The sequence below is a fragment of the Pseudomonas sp. BF-R-19 genome (genome assembly GCF_019956445.1).
GTDB classification, from domain to species: Bacteria; Pseudomonadota; Gammaproteobacteria; order Pseudomonadales; family Pseudomonadaceae; genus Aquipseudomonas; species Aquipseudomonas fluorescens_BH.
Window position 1 is genome coordinate 141,155 of the sequence record NZ_JAHBDN010000092.1, and the last position, 16,567, is coordinate 157,721.

The 16,567-nt window shown below is 56.1% G+C and carries 16 protein-coding genes and 1 pseudogene; 11 read left to right on the plus strand and 6 right to left on the minus strand.

Features of this window, described 5'->3' with window-relative positions:
- Positions 1-10 precede the first annotated feature (10 nt).
- The 8 genes and pseudogenes from KGB28_RS26420 to KGB28_RS26455 all read left to right on the plus strand — a co-directional run bounded on the left by KGB28_RS26420 (position 11) and on the right by KGB28_RS26455 (position 7,290).
- Positions 11-493, plus strand: a complete 483-nt coding sequence (locus tag KGB28_RS26420; RefSeq protein ID WP_223448495.1) for a DUF1833 family protein — start codon at positions 11-13, stop codon at positions 491-493.
- On the plus strand, positions 490-873 hold the full coding sequence (locus KGB28_RS26425; RefSeq protein ID WP_223448496.1) for a hypothetical protein: 384 nt from the start codon (positions 490-492) through the stop codon (positions 871-873). Before KGB28_RS26420 ends, KGB28_RS26425 begins: the two co-directional genes overlap by 4 nt.
- The gene (locus KGB28_RS26430; RefSeq protein WP_223448497.1) at positions 870-3,929 is read left to right on the plus strand and encodes a host specificity factor TipJ family phage tail protein; all 3,060 of its coding nucleotides are present in this window, start codon (positions 870-872) and stop codon (positions 3,927-3,929) included. The genes KGB28_RS26425 and KGB28_RS26430 overlap by 4 nt, the downstream gene beginning before the upstream one ends.
- Before the next feature lie 9 nt (positions 3,930-3,938).
- Positions 3,939-4,403 (plus strand): hypothetical protein, encoded by a 465-nt coding sequence (locus tag KGB28_RS26435; RefSeq protein WP_223448498.1) that lies wholly within the window; start codon positions 3,939-3,941, stop codon positions 4,401-4,403.
- Between the two features lie 89 nt (positions 4,404-4,492).
- Positions 4,493-6,472 carry a hypothetical protein gene (locus KGB28_RS26440; protein ID WP_223448499.1) on the plus strand — a complete coding sequence of 660 codons (1,980 nt, stop codon included), beginning with the start codon at positions 4,493-4,495 and terminating at the stop codon, positions 6,470-6,472.
- 17 nt (positions 6,473-6,489) lie between these two features.
- Complete coding sequence (locus KGB28_RS26445) at positions 6,490-6,744, plus strand: hypothetical protein (RefSeq protein ID WP_223448500.1); 255 nt, start codon at positions 6,490-6,492, stop codon at positions 6,742-6,744.
- Positions 6,745-6,781: 37 nt separating this feature from the next.
- Positions 6,782-6,862 (plus strand): annotated as a pseudogene (locus KGB28_RS26450) (glycoside hydrolase family 19 protein); the annotation flags it as partial.
- Between the two features lie 2 nt (positions 6,863-6,864).
- Complete coding sequence (locus KGB28_RS26455; protein ID WP_223448501.1) at positions 6,865-7,290, plus strand: cell wall hydrolase; 426 nt, start codon at positions 6,865-6,867, stop codon at positions 7,288-7,290.
- 170 nt (positions 7,291-7,460) lie between these two features.
- Here the strand turns inward: KGB28_RS26455 and KGB28_RS26460 are convergent, their stop codons facing one another.
- Positions 7,461-8,054 carry a hypothetical protein gene (locus KGB28_RS26460; protein ID WP_223448502.1) on the minus strand — a complete coding sequence of 198 codons (594 nt, stop codon included), beginning with the start codon at positions 8,052-8,054 and terminating at the stop codon, positions 7,461-7,463.
- A gap of 158 nt (positions 8,055-8,212) precedes the next feature.
- Complete coding sequence (locus KGB28_RS26465; protein ID WP_223448503.1) at positions 8,213-8,422, minus strand: hypothetical protein; 210 nt, start codon at positions 8,420-8,422, stop codon at positions 8,213-8,215.
- A 449-nt stretch (positions 8,423-8,871) separates the two neighbouring features.
- On the opposite strand from KGB28_RS26465, the gene KGB28_RS26470 reads away from it, so the two are divergent.
- Positions 8,872-9,174 carry a hypothetical protein gene (locus tag KGB28_RS26470; RefSeq protein ID WP_263296940.1) on the plus strand — a complete coding sequence of 101 codons (303 nt, stop codon included), beginning with the start codon at positions 8,872-8,874 and terminating at the stop codon, positions 9,172-9,174.
- A gap of 913 nt (positions 9,175-10,087) precedes the next feature.
- Here KGB28_RS26470 and KGB28_RS26475 read toward each other — a convergent pair.
- On the minus strand, positions 10,088-10,654 hold the full coding sequence (locus KGB28_RS26475; RefSeq protein ID WP_053156159.1) for a TetR/AcrR family transcriptional regulator: 567 nt from the start codon (positions 10,652-10,654) through the stop codon (positions 10,088-10,090).
- Positions 10,655-10,767: 113 nt separating this feature from the next.
- Between KGB28_RS26475 and KGB28_RS26480 the strand changes: the two genes are divergently transcribed.
- Together KGB28_RS26480 and KGB28_RS26485 are read left to right on the plus strand one after the other, a co-directional pair.
- A complete protein-coding gene (locus KGB28_RS26480; RefSeq protein WP_223448505.1) occupies positions 10,768-11,415 on the plus strand; it encodes a glutathione S-transferase family protein in 648 nt (215 codons plus the stop codon).
- Positions 11,416-11,530: 115 nt separating this feature from the next.
- A complete protein-coding gene (locus tag KGB28_RS26485; RefSeq protein ID WP_223448506.1) occupies positions 11,531-12,382 on the plus strand; it encodes an AraC family transcriptional regulator N-terminal domain-containing protein in 852 nt (283 codons plus the stop codon).
- Positions 12,383-12,846: 464 nt separating this feature from the next.
- Here KGB28_RS26485 and KGB28_RS26490 read toward each other — a convergent pair whose 3' ends face one another.
- The 3 genes from KGB28_RS26490 to KGB28_RS26500 form a co-directional block, all read right to left on the minus strand.
- Complete coding sequence (locus KGB28_RS26490) at positions 12,847-13,839, minus strand: LacI family DNA-binding transcriptional regulator (RefSeq protein ID WP_223448507.1); 993 nt, start codon at positions 13,837-13,839, stop codon at positions 12,847-12,849.
- Between the two features lie 75 nt (positions 13,840-13,914).
- Positions 13,915-15,417, minus strand: coding sequence for a glycoside hydrolase family 32 protein (locus KGB28_RS26495; protein WP_223448508.1), 1,503 nt, complete (start codon positions 15,415-15,417; stop codon positions 13,915-13,917).
- Complete coding sequence (locus tag KGB28_RS26500; RefSeq protein WP_223448509.1) at positions 15,414-16,559, minus strand: ABC transporter ATP-binding protein; 1,146 nt, start codon at positions 16,557-16,559, stop codon at positions 15,414-15,416. The genes KGB28_RS26495 and KGB28_RS26500 overlap by 4 nt, the downstream gene beginning before the upstream one ends.
- Positions 16,560-16,567 lie beyond the last annotated feature (8 nt).

Consider the following 16,567-nt stretch of genomic DNA (forward strand, 5'->3'; position numbering starts at 1 on the left):
GGAGGATTGAATGAGCAACCCTATTGCCATCTGCTACGCCTCCGGCGGGCCGTTACCGATCAACACCATCGAGGCGACCTGCGATATCTGGCCAGCCCCGATCCTGATCTGTGACGGCTACGAGGATCGCGTCTGCGGTACCGAGGATTCACGGACGCTCGTCTTCACCGCCATGGCCTACGAGCAGGGGTTGCCCAATCAGGACAACAGCGCCTTCCAGAACCTGATCATCGCCCTGGACAACACGTCAGGCGCGGTGCAGATCCAGATCGAGAAGGCCAAGGCGGCGAATGCTCGGGTTGTGTTGACATGTCGTCGATACCTGGAAAACGACCTGACCTATCCGGCTGAGCACTACCGCATGTCGCTACTGAGTCGTCAGTACGAAGGGGTCACAGCGACATTGACTTGCGGCTTGTTCGACCTGCTCGGCACAGCGTTCCCGCGCGAGCAACTGACCACCAGTGTCGCCCCTGGGTTGCTCTACATATGAGCCCGCTCAGCAAGTACCAGTCAGCTCCCTACAAGGATGGCGCGCGCGGTCCGCTGGCTTACGACTGCTATGGACTGGTCATTGCCGTTCGGCATGAAGTGTTTGGTCTGCCATTGCTTCCCTCGCTGGGCGGCGTAGGGCGGGGCCGTCTGCGCGAAAACACTCGGGCCTATCTGGAGCTCAAGACCGGCATGGAAGAGTGCTCGCCAGAGCCTGGAGCCATTGCGGCCGTCTTCGCGGGCGAGCTGATGGCGCACGTCGGCGTGGTCGTTCACTTGGATGGTCAGTTGAAAGTGCTCGACACCAACCCAGGCGGCCCCCGCATTCGCCCCGTGCGCGACTTCGAGTCGTGCTTTCAACGAGTGGTGTATTACCGATGATAGAATTTTTCGCGAATAAGCTGGCCAACACGGCACCGCTGGCCACTTTCGCCACCCGCGAGCGGATGACGATTGAGGGGTGGATTCAGCAGCAGACGACTGAGTACCAGCGGTCGGACGTGCAGCCAATCAGCGTAGCGATCAACGACGAACTGATCTGCCCGACGCTTTGGCATAAGGTCAAATTCAAGCCGTCCGATCACGTCCAGTTTTGGCATGAGCCGAAGGGTCTAGAGACCATTGGCTATGGCTTGATGATTCTTGCTGCAGCTGTGGTCGTCAGCAAGATTATGGCGCCGAAGATGCCCGGCATGCCGTCTAATTCTGGCATGGTTCAGGGCAACCCACTCGACGAAGCCAGCGCTAAGGGCAACAAGGTCAAGCTCGGCGATCCGATCAGAAGCCTGGCCGGCCTGCAGAAGCTGTACCCGTCCTACCTAGCTGAGCCGCGTACATTTTTCGCCGATCCACGCGAGCAGTGGGTAGAAATGCTGCTGTACATCACAGCTGGCAGCGTATGGGTTGAGCCAAGCGATATTTCGGTGGGTGAGACGCCCATTATTTCACTCGGGGCTGATGCCAACTACACAATTTTCCCGCCTGGCGCCGACGTAACAGGCCACACGGCGTCAATGCTCTGGTACAACGTCCCGGAGGTTGGCTCAAGTTCAAGCGGCTCGGCAGGCCTGGACCTGACCATCGCCAATCCGCTAACGCCTTCATCGAGTGCGTCGGCCTATCAGTTCAATGGCGTGACTATCGCCATCCCGTCTGGCGCCGGCTCATTCCCTGCTGACTGGTCAACTGGATTGATAGTCCGAGTGCTGTCGCCGTACCTGTACAACGTGGTCGATGGCGGCGCTGGCCGTGACATCGTTCGCGGCCCCCTGGAAATGCTGGCCCCATATCCCGGTCAACTGATCGAGATCAGCGGAGACAATGCCGGTCTTTACGTCGTCAACTCCTATACGCCGTATGCGGCCGCTATTCCGCCAACTGCCGGAACGGCCTCGACTATTCTCGGTTCGAGTGTCCCGGCGCGCTACGACTACGACGTCACGCCGCTGACCTTTACCGTCACACTCGGGACAACTCCGTATTCCGTCGCGCTGAGCGTGGCCACTACCGACCTGGCCGGCTTGGTGTCTGCTGTAAACACCGCGAAGGGCTCGGCTCCATTTCTGGCCAGCGCCTCATCGGGTCGACTGCTGATAACCGAGATCGGCGCCTTCTCCGGCCTGACCCTTGTGTCGTCCGGCGGCTCCGACGTGCTCGGTTCCAGCCCGACCAATACCATCGGCACGGCCGCAGATCCCGGAACGCCTGAGCAGCTGGCAGAGATGACCATCAACTACGACGGAGGGTCGCCAGTAAGCGGTCTGGCTATCGGTGCCAGTTTTTCAACGATCGGTCCTCGTGGCCTGCGGTATCGAATCACAGCCTTTAGTGCCGATCTTATGGTCGTGGATAGGCTGACGTCTTCCGGGGCAGTCGATGCAAGCTGGCCGGGGTTTGTGTTCAACGAAACAGTCAGCGGCATGGTCATTCTCGACCCTTCCAACCTCGAAGGCGGTTACCGAGGGCCGTTCGCTTGCAGCCCGAAAGGTGAGCTGGTCACGCACATTGAGTACACGGTGTTTGCTCAAAACGGAATCATTGGCCTTGGACGAAAAGGTGATACCTACACAGTCCCGACTGGGCACGATTTTGAGTATCGAGACATGGATGTAGCGGGGGCCTGGACGGTGCTGCCACAGGCACTATCCGGGAATACGCGCGACTCGCTCGGCTTCACTTTCCGGCATGCGCTGCCGTACCCGATGCGCCCAGAAGCCAGAATTAAGCGCCATTCCAAGGTTGGTGGCGAAAACTCGTCTGAGGTCAATGATGATATGTCCTGGTACGGCTTGCGAGGTCTGCGCCAGAACCGACCCTCAAGTTACCCAGGGATGACCACGATTGCCCTTCAGATCCGCGGTGGAGACAGGTTGTCCGCGCAATCGGAAAGCCAGGTCAATCTGATTGGGTGCCGGGTTCTTCCGGTCTACACAGGAGGCGCCTGGACTGCGCCGACACCCACCAGAGGCATCGCCCCTTGGTGCCTGAACGTGCTGAAGTCACTCGGCTACACCGATGCCGATATCGATCTTCCGGAGTGGGATCGCCTGCACACGGTCTTTGAGGCCGCCGGTCAGTACTACGACGAGGTCATCGACGACACCAGCACGGCCAAGGACCGGATCAACGATGCGCTGGCGTGCGGTTATGCCGAGCTGACCATCAAAAACGGATTGGTCAGTCTGGTGCGTGACGAGCCGCGCGCGGCATTCGATATCACGTACGGGCCAAAGACACAGACCTACTCACCGCAGAACATGACAAAGCCCCTAAAGATCGACGGCCCGCTGCCATCGATCAACGACTTCGACGGGGTCGACGTTGAGTATTACTCGAACCTGACGTGGGCATGGGAAACGGTGCCGTGCCGATGGCCGGGCGATGCAGGCCTGAAAGTGGAGAAGATCAAGCTTTCCGGTGTCGGCGATCGCGACCGAGCGTACCGGTTCGGCATGCGGCGTCGCGGGCACCAGCTGTTTCGTCAGGACACCTATAGCTGGGAAACCGAGTTGGCAGGCATGAACTCGGGCTACCTGAGCTTCTGTGCCGTGGCCAGCGACACCCCTGGTCTGTGCCAAAGCGCTCAGTTGCGCAGCGTCACGGCAGTTGATGGTGGTTTCCTGCTGGAATCGACCGAGCCTATCGACTGGTCAGCGCCCGAGGCCTACCGGGTCGGCATTAGCCGTCCTGATGGCTCTCTCTCTGGCCCATTTCCGGTCACCGCAATTGACGAATACCACCTACAAATCGTCGATCTCGACTTCGAACCGGACACCAGCATGACCCTGGAGCTGCCGCAGCTGCTAATTGGCCCGGCAAGCAAGTGGGCTTATCCGGTCCTGGTGAATAGCTCATCTCCATCCAACGGCAACGTGGCGTTGAAGGGGATGCCCTACGACGATCGCGTTTACACCTACGACAGCGCTACGGCACCGTAAGGACGACACATGATCCAATACCCGGAAGGTCTGCCGCTCCCGTTGAGGGAGGGGTATGGCTTTGATCCTGTCAGTCCGATGGTCAGTACGCCACTGGTGACCGGAAGGAAAATCCGGCGCCGCGCCTATCAGAATGTGCCGACCAGAACTTCTGTCACCTGGTTGCTCAGTGCATCCGAGGCGCAATTGTTTGAAGGCTGGTTTGAGCATGTTCTGATTTCCGGAACGCTGCCATTTGAGTGTCCACTCAAATCACCGCTGGGGCTCGAAAACTACCAGGCAAACTTCAACGATATATACCGCGGGCCAGTGTTGGTGGGCGTTGATCATTGGCGATTTACCGCGGAACTCTGGCTACTCAAACGGCCCCTCATAGACCCAGAGTGGGCGATGATTGCTCCAGAGTACGTTCTCTATTCCAGCATCTTCGACAGGGCCATGAATCAGGAATGGCCTCGCCATTTCGACGAGTAACGCTCAGTGCCGGCCAGCTCTGGCCTTCACAAACACACGACATCCCACCGGTATACTGCCGGCCTTCCCCGTTTCTAGGTTTGGTCGTCATGGTTAATCGCCGGCAATTATTAAAACTCAGCGCTCTCGGCACCGCCTCCTTTGCGGCGCCGTTGGCGTACTCTGCGAGCAACATAACCATGGCCTACAACACCGGCAACGCGACTGGCTCAACTTCACCAAAAGACTTGTCCGATAACGCCCGGAATCTGGATCACCTGGTCAATGGGAGTGATCCGTCCTACCTAGATCGCAAGGGCGTGCCCCGTAAGTCGTGGAAGGGAATGGAGGTTGAGTACAACGCAGATCAGGTGCGCCGCGAAACTGAGTTTGGCGAAGAGCAGGCAGTGCGCAGCGAACAATTCGATCGCTTCTTGGAGTCCAGCGGATTTACGCTGGTCGGCACCTACGGCCAGGGTCTTCTGATTGAGCGATACAGCCAATACGTCATGAAGGATGGCCAGCCCTTCCGCCTATCATCCTTGGCGTCGGTGCCATACACCACAACAGGCGACTGGGCGACCGAGACCGATGCGTTCGTGTTGCTTGGGGATGATGTGCTGAGGCAGGAATTATCTGCGCCCGATGGTGCTGAGTTGCCAGGTTATAGCAGGAAGCAGCTAAGAAAGAAGATCGAAAATGTACAAGGCATGCTCGATACCCTCCCTATCAGCCCTTGGGAGTACGCGCACCTGGTAACGGAGAAACCGGATCCAGATGACTCTGAGACATGGATCTGGGATGCGGCCCTCAATGCTATGTTCGCCTCTGTTCCCACAGGCACGCATGCAGTTATCAAGTGGGGAAAATTCCGCTTTCGGGATATATCCATCATTGGCAAGACAAAGATTCAACTCGAATCCTATGCTGAGTTTGTCCGGGTCAGTGGCGGGGTGACTCCGGATGGAGTGCTTGTTGAAAACTGCCAATACAGTAGATTTTACTTCCACAGCATCACAACCGGTGCTGCCGCCAAACCCGCCAGCTGGGAAGACCTTACCGGAGCCGCGGTTAATATAGTTGATAGCAATAACAACATTGTTGACCTGGGGGATACCACTGGTTTTAAGGTAGGCGTCCAGTTATTCAGCAAAACCTCTTACGGAGTTTATTTCTGCGCCGTACATATCGGACGAGCACGATACACACGTTATGGTGTGAGCTTCGACATGCCAGATGGACCGCAAGGCTTTATTAATGGTAATTGGGTCTCGGCCAGAGAATTTCGTGGGCAGACATTTCTCAAAACCCGCAAGGGTACTGGTCAGACCGATCCCTTCAACGGAAACATTGTTGCTCATATCAATATTGAAGAGGCTGATAGCCACGCTATTGACTTGGAGTTCATGCAGAACAACTCGTTCTCTAACATGCGTTTTGAGAACTCCCCTATCCTTGGTCGTTGGATCAAGTCCTCTGCCAACTGCGCCAGCAACACCTATTATCTGAATCGGATTCCATTGGACAAGCTGGAGATCAAGGAGAGGAACTCCCAATTTTTTGGCCCAATCATGAACTCTGAGGGCAGTGGTGCGCCCTTGGGCAACCAGATGAGAAGCAACACCACCGGAACTAATTTAGATATCCTTACCTTTCAAGACAGCGGCAGTTTTAATTTCGACTCTAACGGCACCGCCGTATCTTATTACATTTTTGGTAGTCACCTTGGCCCCACTAGTGCTGTAGACATAGGGGTAACCTGTCTGAAGGTGCGCACAGGCACAGGAGATCGTAGAGCAACCTTCCGGAAAGATGGTACGGGCTTTGCCGATAACGCCAATCTTGCACTTCCGAAGTGCATTAATCATGTGAAGGTGGCCTCGAACTTGGCGCCGGTTAAGTTGTTTCTGGGTGCGGGAGATTACTATGAAGGAAATTCGTTCGATGTTCGTGTTACAAACTTTCTTAATCCGATAGTCATACGAAATGCCAGCGACACGGCGGATATTTTGCCGGCAGGGATCATTAACTCGGCGGGTAGATGGACTGTTTATATTGATAATGGTTTTGGTGCTTCAGCATCCAAGTAAGTTGAGGGTGGAAAAGTATGGCTTTAAGAGTTGCAACACAATCTAACGGTGTTGAGATTTCTTCGGCGTATGTCAAGGTTTTTATGCCTACCATCCAGCCAGGAAAAGATCGGATTGAATTTGGAGTGCATTATTTAGCAGGCGACATGCTTGCACCGTTTAAGGTGGAATCGTATGCATGTGATTACGACTTGGAGGGCGAAAATCCCATTATGCAGGCTTACTCGCATCTGAAGATGCTACCTGAGTTCACCGCCGCCCATGACGCCTGAGTCAGCCTAGGCGGCCCGCCCCATTTCAGGAGAATTTATGCCAATCACATCGCAGCAACTGCTGCAGATCCTTCCGAACGCCGGCGCCAAAGCCGGCGTTTTTGCATCTGGAGAAAACGTATGACCGTCACGGAAAAAGAACGCGACATCCTCGCTCGCACGCTGTGGGGTGAGGCGCGCGGCGAAAGTTTGGCCGGGCAGATCGCCGTGGCATGGACCATTCGTAACCGGGTGAACGACGGCAAGTCCAAGTCGTGGTGGGGAGAGAGCTATGCCGGTGTGTGCCAAAAGCCCTACCAGTTCAGCTGCTGGAACAAGAATGACGCGAACTTCCCTTACCTGGGTGGCGCGAAGGTGATCCCGTTTCGCGAGTTGGCTCAAGCGCGGATTGCCGCTGACCAGGTGATCGATGGCAAGGTGCCCGATCCCACCGGTGGCGCCACGCACTACTACGCTACCACCATGCCGAAGCCTCCAGCCTGGGCTGTGGGAGCGAAGCAGACGCTGAAATTTGGCCGCCATGTGTTCTTCAAGGATGTGCCGTAAGGGATTTGCAGTCAGCAGGTCGCCGGAGGTGGCTGGGCCAATTTATCGGGGAATGACGGAGTGTAGCGGGGAATCCTTTGGACTGGGCCCTTGAATTCAAGGGCCTGTCCCCGTCTATCCCCGTGTTGACGTCATAATTAAATGTCGCGTCTTCCGCTGCTCATTGATGACTATTTCTTCGACGCCGCCAATCCCGAACCGAACGCCGGCTTGACAGCCTTGGTGTAGGAAGTGGTTTCACCTGATTGCCAGGCGTCCAGGTTGGCCAATTTTTTATAAAAATGCCAAGCTGCAAAGCTTAGTCCGAGTGCCAGCGCGATACCGCCATAAATACCAATCGGATTAATTACGTTATAGATGAACTCACCGGGGCCTTTGTACGAAAGAGTAGCTTTTTTGTACGCGTATAGCGCGACGGGAATGACTAATACTACCCAGGCTAAAAACCAGAACAGGAAACCCGCACAGGCCGGGCGAATCGTCAGGTTATACAATTTGTGAGATAGCTTTTCTTTCATGACTTGCCGCTCGCCGGCGGCATTTTCCATGCCGGTAATCATCAGCACTTTTTTGAATCCCGGCGCGAAAAACCATACGCGGTTTTTTGTACCCTTGCCGATCCCGGTCAGATACTGATAAACCTCAGGTTCCATAGTCAGACGCTCGCTTTGACGTCCATCAATGGACGCCATGAAAACATCTCTACCTGGCGCAATCCGGCGGAGGTCGGAAATCACGCAGTCCGAATAAAAAAACTTAGGCACAAAGAACATCCTTGTAGGTACGAGGAAAAGAAAAATGATATCAAAATGACCTCGACATGCCTAGACCGGGCCTTACAGGCCAGTCGAGCCTATAGATGCCAGTTCACCTGTCCGCATTCGCGAAGCTTCCTCGATCAATCAACATTGGCCGATAGCTGTCATTCCGGCGTCATCAGGACCGCAAGCGTCATCTTGATGAATTCTTCATTCTTGTCGATGGCTCCCAGGGCGCCACGCACGTTGTCGGCAACATCCGCCGATCCGCGCTGTTCTACCCAGTTTGAAAGCTCCAGGATGGCGGCCTCCAGCGCGAGCTGATTTTCGTTGAGTTTGAACAACAGGGAAGGGAGCAGATCAGAATTGGGCATCGTGAATCCTCCGTGGAGTCTTCAGCGTAGCAGGAGCGAATCGCTGGTGAATTGTATGGGGGTGAGGGGCGGCAGGACGCCTCGGATGGGGGCGGTACTGTAGGAATGTACAACGCTAAGTTATTGATTTTTATAGGGTGATGTTGCGGTTTTGCGGTCCATTAAAAACGCCATATATTCCTTGTAGATCAATTGCTTACGTCGGCTTCTTGATCACCTTGACATAGTAGGGGTCTAAGCGACCGGCGCCCAAGGATTAGGTGCAGGCAGACATTGCAATTACTTGCTTTTTGGAGGCCAATTGCTGCGGGCGCCGCCAGATTTTTCCCTGTGGCGCTGGGTCCATTTATGAGGTCAGGGGTTTTAGCTCCGCCTGCTTCCAACACACTATACTTACTGCAATACCCTTAATCCCTAACCGCCCTCAGGGATTATCCTTTCAAAGGAGCATGATCGTGAAACAGCTCCTGGCCTTAGTCCTCGCGACCTCCATCAGCCTGCCTCTGATGGCTGCTGAGACCGCCCCTGCGGCCAGCGCCGCAGTGCCTAGCGCTACCTCAAGCCTGACGCTGTCGACTCCACTCGTCGGTGGCGTAACGGTTGGCACTGGCCTGGCAATTAGCGCCGGTGTTATCGCTGCTGGTGTCGCCATCTCCAGCGGCGGCGGTAGTGGTGGCAACGACGCCACCCCGGGCCCCGGCGGCACTTCAGGTACCAGCGGAACTACTGGCACGACCGGCACCACCCGGTAACAGCCCCCTTGTTGATGTCGCAGGGCGTTAACTGACTCGGTCAGTTGCAATTGGGGGTTCCAAAGGTCTGTATCAGTGGCGCGGAGAGCACATCATATGTGGCGAGGGGGATCGCGATCAGCTCGGCTCCTACAAAAATAACCTACTGCCGGCGCCCAAGGATTAGGCGCCGGCAGACATTGCAATTAATGGGCCTTCGGAGGCGCATTCCCGCGGCCTGGACCAGAAGGTTTTCCGGTGGTGCTGGGTAGATTTGGGATGATGGGGGCTTTAGCTCCGCCGCCAACTTTTCCAGCTCCGCCCGATGCGATTTTGGTTCCGCCGGATTTAGGCATGATCTTCTCCTGAGTGCGTGACACAGTAGAAATATAACCATAAGACGCTCAGTCAAAATGAGCTAGGGTGTTCGTCGGTAGGACGCCGAGGGTGATAGGAAAGGTTGCGCAAAACCTCCCCTAGAGGCCCCGGTTTATCGTTTGCATAAGCACAAAAAAGCTGGTGTTTTGCCACCCATTAAACGGGTTATATCCGTATTAAATCAATAAGTTAGCGACGTACAGGCCCCAGCATGGGGTGCTAGGGGTCGAGTGTTCGAATCACTCCGTCCCGACCATATAATTCAAGGGGTTGCGAGATTTTATCTCGCGACCCCTTTTTATTTATTGAGTTTTTTACCCCTACAAAATGACTGGCTCTGGGTGGAATCTTCAATGGATATCAAGGACGCAATTTGCGCGTTTTCGGTTCTTTTTTATGATCGGCTGCTGCGGTATCGGGGCGATCCGCGCGGATACGTAACAGACCACCTCTGGCCGAGAGCCGCCGGTATTAAAGGCAGCTATCACCTGATTGTTGCCTGTCGCGAAGGGCGGAAAACGACCAACGCGGTTGTTTCGTTGTTTGTTATGGCATGTCATGGCTCAACGAGTTGCAAACATCCCTGTTGACAGGCTGTGAGAATCTCTTGTGCCAATTGGTCATCGGCCACAGCTCGAGCCAGTGCCAAGCCACCGATCATCCCTACGGCAATTTGCAGAGCATGCTGGCGTGTATTCGTCTCTGTCGTCGTTTTCAGCCCGGACTCTAGACGTGTGATGAAAGCTGCGAGCACTTGGGTGTAGCTCTCCTGGATGGCTCCGTCCTGCTGAGCAGCATCATTGACCATGAAGGCTAACGGACAATGCATGCGGCTTGCATCCCGATGGTCCATGCGGAGATAGTCTTTCACTACCTGCTGCAAACCATCTTTACCAGCCTCTTCGAGTATCGCGCCCCCCGCGTTCGCGGCATTTCTAATAGCTTCGGTGTATAGCTCCGTTTTGGATGCGAAGTGACTATAGAAGGCCCCCCGGGTCAATCCTGCACTCTCCATAATTGAGTCGATACTGACTTTTTCGAAACCCTCCAGTGCGAAGAGTCGCGCGGCGCTATCTAGAATCATCTGTCGAGTGGTTGCGCGCTGTGTAACAGGCCAGGGCATTCGTCTTCTCCTCAGTAAAGCGTGAGATGGAGTATGACAAAACGGGACTTTATGTTCTTGAACATAAAGTCATACCGACCAGAATTGGCGACTCTTCCCTCAAGGAGCTACACATGAGATTGCACATACTGGGACCTGGATTTAGCACCTTCGTACGTAGTGTCAGACTTTACTGCGAAGAGAAAGCGCTGGATTACACACACGGGATGCACGTGGATGGTAATACGATCAGGTTCCACAGCCCTGAACACATGGCGCTGCATCCTTTTGGCAAGGTCCCGGTATTGCTGCATGGAGAGCGGAGCGTAATTGAAACAACCACCATTTGCCGCTACCTGGATGAAGCCTTTGCGCATACTTCTCCAAGGCCCGCTGACTTGGCCCAGAAGGTGAAGGTCGATCAGTGGTCCGCTACCTTGGCGATGTATGCCGATGATCGACTGATACGTCGTTATCTTTTACTGCTGGTTTCACCTGCGCAGCCGTCAGGCTCAATCGATAGAGACGCCGTGGCTATCGCCGAGCCCATGGCTATCCAGACACTTGGGCTGCTGGCGAAGCAATTGGACGGGCAGCAATTTTTCTGCGGGGCGGACTACAGCATGGCGGACGCGATCCTGACGCCTATGCTCGATTATTTGGAACGCGTGCCCGAAAGTGCGCAATGGCTGAAAAAAACATCAAATCTTCGTGATTATCTTTTTCGCATGCGATTGCGCCAGTCAGGGCTCAATGTGTTGACCGAGCCGAACTTTAGTTAATGCAGAAATTGATGGACTTATCGTTCGCCCAAGGGCTGCTTTTGGCCGACTTCTGCCTTCTACGACCGGCTGAAACCGACTGAAGCGGCCCTTCTCGGCCACTTAAAAGCAGTCGGTGAGCCAAATTGTGCGCACCGATTGCGACCACCAAACAGCCATTCCGGGCCTAAGCCTTCATCGCCGCAATGTGGTTACAGTACCTTTGCACTGCATTTATGGCTTGGGTATCGGCTTATGCTTGCAAGGCTGCAAGCAAGTCATGGTGGGTGAGGAGGTGCTCACTTATGCCCCTGGGCAATCGATGGTCACGAGCGTAGACCTTCCCGTGGTAGCGAATGTTACCCAAGCCAGCTTTACGCACCCGTTTTTAGGCATGATGCTGACCTTCGACAGCGCTATGGTTATGCAGGTAGCCGAGCGTCTGCAGCTATCTCAACGTATGAAGGATGATGGGTTTAGGCCTGTCACTGTGCAGACACTGGAAGTGAATGTGCTGGACGCTCTTGAGCGGCTGGTTGGGCTACTCGATGAACCGGCTTTGATCGCTGCCATTGCGCCCTTGATCAAAGAAGAGATAGTCGTTCGCCTGCTAAGTGGAGCCCATGGGCCGCAACTGCTCCACGTCGTCAGCGCTGGCTCCCCAAGTCAACACATAACCAAAGCGGTCGCCTGGCTTAAGCTCAATTTCAGTCAGGCGCTTCGCATGGATGACTTGGCAGCTACCGTTTACATGAGCCCGTCTACATTCCGGCAGCACTTCCGTGCGGTAACCGGGATGAGCCCTTTGCAATATCAGAAGCAGCTCAGGCTGCAAGCCGCACGGCAGATGATGCTAAGTCAAAATGTAGATGCGAGTAGCGCCGGCGGTCTGGTCGGAGATGAAAGCTCTTCGCAGTTCAGTCGTGAGTACAGCCGTCTGTTTGGTGAGCCGCTTCAGAGGGATATAAAGCGTATGCGCGTGCAATAGCCGTATGGCTCCGACATCGCCGAGTCCTGGTTGAGCAAGTGATAGTGGTTTGAGTACAAAAGGCCCTTCGAAGGCTGTGTGAAAACACTCTAGCGAAGGCGCCAACAAACGCCCCGACATGTTCGGGGCGTTTGTTTTTGTGCTGGAAAAAAGCCTTTCAGCCCATCAATACCATCAACTGGCGGTCTCCGAGCACGCTAATCGCTCGCTTAACCGAGTTAGCATATGAGGAAACCGTCGACCACATATCACAGATATCAAGACTAGCTCTTAGCTGCGCCTTGATTAGTTCGATTCCGCGAGTGCACATAGAACTGTAGGTAATGCGTCGAAAGTCAGAGGAAAAGCGGATGGGTAGGCTTGGAGTGCAGGGAATGCAGCACACTTTGGGCCATAAGCGGTCGGTGACAGGCCAGTGGCAAATCGAATGCAAGCGGGCGCGCTATCACCGAACTAACTAGATCTTATAGCGATGCCCTGACCACCAATGGACAATCAACTGGCTGGGCTCCCGATACGTCGAGGGTCTCGATCAGGTGCCGGGCAGCCTTGCGACCGATCTCGTAGTACGGCAGTTGCACCGTGGTCAGCGGCGGGATGAACAGCTCAGCCATACCGATCATGTTGTCGTAGCCGAGCACGGCGACATCGTCGGGAATTTTCAGGCCACGGCCCAACAACAGCTGATAGGCACAAAAGGCAATGCGGTCGTTGCCACAGATCAGAATGTCGAATTGGGGACGACCCTCAATGATGTGCCGGTCGAGGATGGCTGCGGTTTCACCATAGGCGTCATGATCGGAAAGGTCGTATTGCAGGTGTGCGTCAGGCAACAGCCCGAATGCCTGACAGGCACGTTGCATGCCTTTTTGTCGCAGGTTCCAGGCCAGACTCTGTTTTGGCAGATTGATACACAGAGGGCGCCGATAGCCCTGGCTCAACGCGTGATGTACGGCTCGATACTGCCCCGCTTCGTCGTCTGGCACATAACTCACCAGGCGACTGTCATCGGCCAGGCAATTGGCGAGTACCAGGGGTTTGCTCTTCAATCGTTCGGGAATGCATACCTGGCGAAACCCCATGGCGCTGAAGATCAACCCGTCGGGGCGGTGCGACAACATCAGGTCGATGTTCTGGTCGGTGGGCGGGTTGCTCAACAGGTTAAGGATGAACACATTCCAGCCGGCTTGCTGCGCGGTCTGTTCGATGGACAGCAGCAACTCGACGGCGAACGGTGTGGTCGCGGTGTCCAGCGCGAATACACCGATGGTTCGCGACTGGAGGTTGTCGCCGCGCATCTTGCGCGCCGACAGGCTCGGTACGAATTGCAGTTCATCGATGGCGCGACGCACCCGCAGAAGGGTTTCGGGGCTCAGTTTTTCCGGAGTGTTGAGCGCTCGAGAAACCGTCATCAGGGACACGCCGGCCAGCTGTGCAACGTCTTTCACTGAAGTCATGCGAGGCGAGCCCGGTCAGGTTGACGCAGAATCATGACACAGGGCCCGGGCTTCTCGCGACTCGAATGACGCTGCTCATAGCCATCCAGCGCCGAGAGGCCATGCCTTGGGAATCGAGACACGCCCGCCACTCCCGCTGGCAAACAGCTTCACGCCCAGACTGTCGGGCCGCGGATAGAGGCGACTGCTGAGGCTGAAGCGCCCGTTCTCGTCGAACACCTCGATGGACGAGCGATCGAGAAACACACGCAGTTCCAGTCGCTCTTGTGTCGGGTCTATCGCCACGCTGCGCTGACCGGTGACTTGTGCACCCGAGCGGCTGCGGTCAAGCACCAGACGCTGCAGCGATGCATCGTAGTAGAGCAGGGTTTCTTCCTGACCATCATCGCTGCAACGCAAGGCGATTCCCAGGTGGCCGTCGGTGCAGCCGAGCAAATCCAGATGCACATGGATTTCGAGCCTGTCGCCATTCACTTCCCGCACCCATCGGGCTCCCGATCCATCCCACCAGGACGTGCCCGGCAATGGCGCCTTGCGCAGAGCGGTGAGCTCCCGTGCCGGATACACGCAAAGGCGATCTGCATGCAGTTCAAGTTCGCGCGGCAACCCGAGCATGCCGCACCAGTGATGGGCCTGGCTCGGCATCGGGCTTTCCCACATGTCGAGCCACGCCCACACAAGGCGCCGACCGTCGGCGGCCAGTAGCGTTTGCGCGGCATAGAAATCGTGGCCGTTATCCAGCTCGATAAAGGGCCCGCCCGTGAAGTGCCATTCGCTGTCGAGTCGGCCCACTCGATAACCGGTCTGGTACTTGTTGAGCCGTTCGTAACCCTCGGGTTGCATGCCTTGGGGGGAGTACAGCAGCACATCGCGCCCGTTCAGTCGGAACAGATCCGGGCACTCCCACATATAGCCATCGCCCTCACTGCCGCTGGACACATAATCGAGGAACTCCCAGGCGTGCAGATCCGTGGAACGGTACAGCGGGAGCAACGGCACATCGCCCAGACGTGCGCCGGCAATCAGGTACCAGCAGTCATCCTCTTGCCATACCTTGGGGTCACGAAAGTGCATGATCGTGTCTTGCGGCGCGGTGTCGATGACGGCGCCATGCTTGACGAACCGGATGCCGTCGGTGCTGGTGGCCAGACACTGGACTTGGCGGATCGAGCGTTCGTCACCCACGTCCCCCAGCCAGGTGTGCCCGGTGTAGATCAGTGCCAGGGTATCGCCACACACCACTGCGCTACCGGAAAAACATCCGTCACGGTCGAAGTCATCGCCGGGTGCCAGCGCAATGGGCAGGTGCTGCCAATGAACCAGATCGGCACTCTTGGCGTGGCCCCAATACATCGGGCCCCATTTCGCGTCGAAGGGGTAATGCTGATAGAAAACGTGATATTCGCCACGAAAGTACACTACCCCGTTAGGGTCGTTCATCCAGCCTGCCGGCGGGGAAATATGATAACCGGGTCGGTAATCCTGGATGACGCGAGACAGGCCGTCACCCAGTGCGCGCTGCGCAAGGTCAAGGGAAGAAGACATTGGATCGCTCATGGTATTCAAAGATAAGGTCATAGGGCGCGTGCTCGGACTGAGCGTAGAGAGACGTCATCCGGCAGGGTTTCAAAGGCTTGTGGGTGGCGCCTCAAGGTCGCGCCGTCGGCGTCAAACAGGTGCAGGTTGTCGATGTCCAGCTGCAGTTCGACCCGATCGCCTGCCTGCCATCCGGCGTTGACTTCACAACGACAGATCAGTGGCTCGTCCTGACCTGTATCCAGGTGCACATAGGTTTCACTGCCCAGGTATTCGACCCCGGTCACGACGACGCCGGCAGTTCCCTGCGCCACCTTGAGCGACATGTGTTCCGGGCGAATTCCCAGACTCAGCGGGGCGTCCGCCGCCAGGTTCGAGCTGTCGAAGGGCAGGGAGGTCATACCCAGGACGGGGGTATCGACCAGGCTGGTTTCACCCGGGGCATGCAGGCGTGCCGCCAGAAAGTTCATTCTGGGCGAACCGAGAAAACCGGCGACAAAGCGGCTCGCCGGGCGCTCATAGAGTTCACGCGGTGAGCCGACCTGCTCTACGCGACCGCCATTAAGCACAACAATTTTGTCGGCCAGGGTCATCGCTTCCACTTGATCGTGAGTGACGTAGATCATGGTCGAGCCCAGTCGATCATGCAGCCGGGCGATTTCGTTGCGCATCTGCACCCGCAAGGATGCATCCAGATTGGAGAGCGGCTCATCGAACAACAAAATGTCCGGCTCACGCGCCATGGCTCTGCCCATTGCCACACGCTGACGCTGCCCTCCAGACAGTTCCTTTGGCTTGCGTTGCAGCAGTTTGTCCAATTGAAGGATTTGCGCTGTTTTCAGCACGCGCTCACGCAGGCTGCTCTTTTCAGTCTTGGCCAGTTTGAGACCAAAGCTGATGTTGTCGTAGACGCTCATGTGCGGGTACAGCGCATAAGACTGAAACACCATGCCGACGCCACGCTCGCGCGGCTCCAGGTCGTTGACCCGTCGCCCGTCGATCAGCAGGTCGCCGCCGCAGATCGAATCCAGTCCGGCGATCAGTCGCAGCAGGGTCGACTTGCCGCAGCCCGAAGGGCCAACGAACACCACGAATTCACCTGCAGCGATCTCCAGGCTGACGTCGCGAAGAATCCGCGCGCCGCCCAATTGTTTGTTCACGTTGTCCAGTTTCAATTTGATCACGATGCTGT

Bases quoted from the DNA above. Each gene is read 5' to 3' on its own strand.
- KGB28_RS26470 (WP_263296940.1), top strand. From the start codon at position 8,872: ATGATCGTGAAACAGCTCCTGGCCTTAGTCCTCGCGACCTCCATCAGC.
- KGB28_RS26425 (WP_223448496.1), top strand. From the start codon at position 490: ATGAGCCCGCTCAGCAAGTACCAGTCAGCTCCCTACAAGGATGGCGCG.
- KGB28_RS26435 (WP_223448498.1), top strand. From the start codon at position 3,939: ATGATCCAATACCCGGAAGGTCTGCCGCTCCCGTTGAGGGAGGGGTAT.
- KGB28_RS26465 (WP_223448503.1), bottom strand. From the start codon at position 8,422: ATGCCCAATTCTGATCTGCTCCCTTCCCTGTTGTTCAAACTCAACGAA.
- KGB28_RS26445 (WP_223448500.1), top strand. From the start codon at position 6,490: ATGGCTTTAAGAGTTGCAACACAATCTAACGGTGTTGAGATTTCTTCG.
- KGB28_RS26430 (WP_223448497.1), top strand. From the start codon at position 870: ATGATAGAATTTTTCGCGAATAAGCTGGCCAACACGGCACCGCTGGCC.
- KGB28_RS26455 (WP_223448501.1), top strand. From the start codon at position 6,865: ATGACCGTCACGGAAAAAGAACGCGACATCCTCGCTCGCACGCTGTGG.
- KGB28_RS26475 (WP_053156159.1), bottom strand. From the start codon at position 10,654: ATGCCCTGGCCTGTTACACAGCGCGCAACCACTCGACAGATGATTCTA.
- KGB28_RS26490 (WP_223448507.1), bottom strand. From the start codon at position 13,839: ATGACTTCAGTGAAAGACGTTGCACAGCTGGCCGGCGTGTCCCTGATG.
- KGB28_RS26440 (WP_223448499.1), top strand. From the start codon at position 4,493: ATGGTTAATCGCCGGCAATTATTAAAACTCAGCGCTCTCGGCACCGCC.
- KGB28_RS26495 (WP_223448508.1), bottom strand. From the start codon at position 15,417: ATGACCTTATCTTTGAATACCATGAGCGATCCAATGTCTTCTTCCCTT.
- KGB28_RS26480 (WP_223448505.1), top strand. From the start codon at position 10,768: ATGAGATTGCACATACTGGGACCTGGATTTAGCACCTTCGTACGTAGT.
- KGB28_RS26420 (WP_223448495.1), top strand. From the start codon at position 11: ATGAGCAACCCTATTGCCATCTGCTACGCCTCCGGCGGGCCGTTACCG.